A 4,428-nucleotide genomic window follows, 5' to 3' on the forward strand; every position below is an offset into this window, starting at 1 on the left:
TTTTAATAACCCAGGAACCGACACTTTTGCAGGAACTAATGTTTTAGCAACAATTATTGAAGTACCAAAATCTATGTTAGGAACTTCTACAACTATTAATGTTTGGGCAGAAACAAAACAAAAACAATAATTTAATTTTTAATAAAAGTAAAAGATGAAAACAAATAAATTTAAAATTATAGCCTTATCATTTGTAGGAATTGCAATGTTTACAAGTTGTAACAATGATGATAATTGTGACATTCCTGTAGCATCAGAACCAGTTGCAACTGATTTTTCAGGAACTTATGTGCAAAAAGACCAAATGGCTAGACCAGCAATAAATACGGTGTTTATTGCTTCTGGAGCACCTAAAGATGCTTTCAATACAACAACGCCTTCTAGTATGGGAGCTACTTATCAATCGGTTTTTCAGTCAAGATTATTGGCTTTAAATCCAGGATATACAACAAACTTACTTGGATTAAATGCGGCTGCTTTTACAGGTGTTTTAGCAACCGATGTATTAAATGTTGCAAAAACTGGACCTACTTCTTTCTATAATGGAACGCAAGTTTTAACTGGAAGAGCTTTAGCTGATGATGTAATTGATGTGGAATTGATATTGATTTTTGGTGGACCTACAAATTCTCAAAATCCAACATTAACTTCAGATCACGTAGATGCTAATGACAAACCCTTTTTATCATCATTTCCTTATTTAGCTACTTCTTGGTAGTATAATTATTATTAGAGCGTATAAAAAATATACGCTCTAATTTTTATCAACACACAAACAAAAACAAACGCAATGAAAACATTTAATTTAGTAATTTTAATTTTTGCCACTTTAGTAATGATAAGTTGCGAAAAAAAGTCTGACCAAATTACTAACCCAAAAGATTACAATGCCTTTCTGGAAATGAAAGAAAATAAATCGTTAGATTTTGCAAAGGCGGAAATAGATTTTTGGCAAAAAAAATTCGACGCAACACCAAATCAAATTACTTATTTATCTCAAATAGCTTCAAATTACTCGAAATTATTTGAAATAACTGGAAACATTAATGATTTGTACAAAACCGAAGAATTATTACTAAAATCGAACGAAGCTTTCAAATATTCTCAAGTAGGAACGATTCGTTCTTTGGGAAGAAATTATATTTCGCAACACCGTTTCAAAGAAGCATTGGTGTTGGCAAATAAAGCTTTTGCAATTGGAGAAGGAATGAAAGAAACTCAGAAATTGCTTTTTGATGTGAATATGGAATTGGGAAATTATTCTGAAGCACAGAAAAACTTAAATGCATTAACTGATAAGAAAGATTTTGATTATTTAATCCGTATTTCAAAATGGAATGATCATGTAGGAGATTTAAAAACTGCTATTTCATTTATGGAAAAAGCTAAAGAAGTAGCTGTTAAAAATGACAATAAAGCATTAAAAATTTGGACATTATCTAATCTTGGTGATTTAAACGGTCACGCAGGAAACATAAAAACTTCTTATGATTATTATTTGAAAACATTAGCTATAGAACCTAACAATTCATATGCATTAAAAGGAATTGCTTGGATTGCTTTTTCTCATGAGAAAAATACAACCGAAGCAATACGGATTATCGATGCCGTTTCTAAAAAACACAATTCCCCCGATTTTTATTTACTAAAAGCAGAAATTGCAGAGTACGAAAAAAATTCAGCTGAAGAAAACCAAAATTTGATGGCTTATTTTGAAATGCTAACCAATCATAATTATGGTGCGATGTACAACAAATACAATGCTTTAATTTATGCTGATGACAAAACTACTACTTCAAAAGCATTAGAAATAGCAAAAATTGAAGTAGCACACAGACCAACTCCGGATTCTTATGATTTATTAGCTTGGTCGTATTATAATCTTGGAGACAGGAAAAAAGCATTAGAAATTGCTAAAAAATATGTTGCAAATAAATCATTCGAACCAGAATTGAATTATCATTTGGCAATGATTTATAAAGCTAATAATTTAGTAGACAAAGTAGCACCAATTAAAAAAGAATTGCAATCTAGCTTGTATGAATTAGGGCCAGTTTTTGAACAAAAAATAAATAATTTGTAATGGATAGGTTTCTTGTTCTATCAATTTTTTTTCTCACAATTGGGTCTTTTGCTCAATCAAAAAAAATTGAAAAAAGGGAGCACAATTATAATTTAATTTTCAGTAATAACTATAAAGAAAATGTTTTAGTATCGGCTATAGATTATTTAACATCGGATTTTAAAATAAATTATAATTATAATAAGTTTTACTTCAGAATTTCAATTAAAAACATTTTTAATATTTATTTAGAAGAACCTGATTTTAGACTGAATAATTTATTAGAAAATAGAATCGCAAATATTAATGAAATTGATTTGCAGTCTGAAATTCCTGTTTATTTAAAAGGAAAAATTACTTATAGGTTTTAGTATTAATAAAATCTCTAAACTTGAAAAAACTGAAAACTAAAAATATTATATTTGCCTTTCATTAAAAAAGAAAACCATGCAACATATAATAGACCGTTTTATAAGCTACGTAACTATAGATACAGAGTCTGACCCAAATTCAGAAACGACACCAAGTACTGCAAAACAATGGGATTTAGCTAACAAATTAATAGATGAACTAAAAGCCATTGGTATGCAAGATGTAACTATCGATGAAAAAGCTTACATCATGGCGACTTTGCCTAGTAATGTTTCGCACGAAGTTCCTACCATAGGTTTTGTTTCTCATTTCGATACCACTCCAGATTTTACAGGAAAAGATGTAAAACCTCAAATTATAAAAAATTATGATGGTAACGATATTGTATTAAATGCAGAAAAAAATATCGTGCTTTCGCCAAAATATTTCAAAGATTTATTGCTTTACAAAGGACAAACACTAATCACGACCGATGGTACAACGCTACTTGGTGCCGATGACAAAGCTGGAATTACAGAAATTGTTTCGGCAATGGAATTCCTTATCAAAAATCCAGAAATCAAACACGGAAAAATTCGTGTCGGTTTTACACCCGATGAAGAAATAGGTCGTGGAGCACATCATTTCGATGTAGAAAAGTTTGCTTGCGATTGGGCATACACTATGGACGGAAGCCAGATTGGCGAATTAGAATATGAAAATTTTAATGCTGCTGGTGCTAAAATCACTTTCAAAGGGAAAAGCGTACATCCTGGTTATGCGAAAGGGAAAATGATAAACTCTATGCTATTAGCTAACGAATTTATTAATGAATTACCAAAAGATGAAATTCCGCAAGAAACTAAAGGTTACCAAGGATTTTTTCATGTAACACAACTTTCTGGAAGCATTGAAGAAACACATCTTGAATTAATAATTCGCGATCACGACGCAAGAAAATTTAAAAAGAGAAAAGAACTTATTCATACTATCACAAAAAAAATGAATAAGAAATATGCCAAACAATTTGGTGAAGATATTGTGATTACTGACGTAAAAGATCAATATTACAATATGAAAGAAAAAGTAACTCCAGTATTTCATATTATAGATATTGCCGAAAAAGCGATGAAAAATCTAGGTATAAAACCACTTATAAAACCTATTCGTGGCGGAACTGATGGTTGTCAACTTTCATACAACGGATTACCATGTCCAAATATTTTTGCTGGCGGACATAATTTTCATGGAAAATATGAATATGTTCCCGTAGAGAGTATGCAAAAAGCAATTGATGTAATTGTTCAAATTGCTCAAATTACGGCTTCTGGAGAGTATAAAAAGACTGAAAAAAAATAATTTTTTAGATTAATGGCTACAAAAGTTTGGGACAAGCAAAATGATCAATGGACTGAAGAAATCGATTTTCTTCAGTCCATTGTTGCTAAAACTGAACTTATTGAAACCACTAAATGGGGCGGAATTGTTTACACATACAATGGAAAAAATGTTTTAGGAATAGGTGGTTTCAAATCGTATGTTGGTCTTTGGTTTTTTAATGGTGTTTTCCTAAAAGACGAAGCAAAGGTTTTGGTAAATGCTCAAGAAGGTGTTACGAAAGCATTAAGACAATGGCGTTTTGATTCAAAAGATACTATAGACGAAAAATTAGTTTTGCACTATATTGCAGAAGCTATTCAGATTGAAAAAGACGGAAAATCATACAAACCGGAAAAAAAAGAAGTAATTGTTTCGAGTTTTTTTCAAAATTTCCTAAAAGAGAACTCGTCTATTTCAGAAGCGTTCAATTTATTTTCTCCCTACAAACAAAAAGAATTTATCGAATATATTGACATTGCAAAACAAGAAAAAACAAAATTAGATCGTTTAGAAAAAATTAAACCCATAATTCTTGAGGGCAAAGGTTTAAATGATAAATATCGATAGTTTATATAATCTGAAGTTTTTAAACGCCATACATTTGATTATATAACTTCACACATTGCATGGCTTCC

The 4,428-nt window shown here is 30.4% G+C and carries 4 protein-coding genes and 1 pseudogene; all 5 read left to right on the top strand.

Annotation, left to right across the window (positions count from 1 at the left end; translation table 11 throughout):
• Positions 1–130 (top strand): annotated as a pseudogene (locus ACHZC3_RS05150) (molecular chaperone DnaK); the annotation flags it as partial.
• A 24-nt stretch (positions 131–154) separates the two neighbouring features.
• Entirely contained in the window at positions 155–718 is a 564-nt protein-coding gene (locus ACHZC3_RS05155; RefSeq protein WP_394758810.1) for a DUF4331 family protein, read from the top strand.
• Between the two features lie 72 nt (positions 719–790).
• A complete protein-coding gene (locus ACHZC3_RS05160; RefSeq protein WP_394758811.1) occupies positions 791–2,083 on the top strand; it encodes a hypothetical protein in 1,293 nt (430 codons plus the stop codon).
• 426 nt (positions 2,084–2,509) lie between these two features.
• Complete coding sequence (gene pepT, locus ACHZC3_RS05165) at positions 2,510–3,772, top strand: peptidase T (protein WP_394758812.1); 1,263 nt, start codon at positions 2,510–2,512, stop codon at positions 3,770–3,772.
• Between the two features lie 12 nt (positions 3,773–3,784).
• Complete coding sequence (locus ACHZC3_RS05170) at positions 3,785–4,360, top strand: YdeI family protein (protein ID WP_394758813.1); 576 nt, start codon at positions 3,785–3,787, stop codon at positions 4,358–4,360.
• The last annotated feature ends 68 nt before the right edge of the window (positions 4,361–4,428 follow it).

The sequence above is a fragment of the Flavobacterium sp. genome, assembly GCF_043720215.1.
Classification (GTDB): Bacteria; Bacteroidota; Bacteroidia; order Flavobacteriales; family Flavobacteriaceae; genus Flavobacterium.

Coding starts and splice junctions, on each gene's coding strand:
- ACHZC3_RS05155 (WP_394758810.1), top strand. CDS start 155: ATGAAAACAAATAAATTTAAAATTATAGCCTTATCATTTGTAGGAATT.
- ACHZC3_RS05160 (WP_394758811.1), top strand. CDS start 791: ATGAAAACATTTAATTTAGTAATTTTAATTTTTGCCACTTTAGTAATG.
- pepT (WP_394758812.1), top strand. CDS start 2,510: ATGCAACATATAATAGACCGTTTTATAAGCTACGTAACTATAGATACA.
- ACHZC3_RS05170 (WP_394758813.1), top strand. CDS start 3,785: ATGGCTACAAAAGTTTGGGACAAGCAAAATGATCAATGGACTGAAGAA.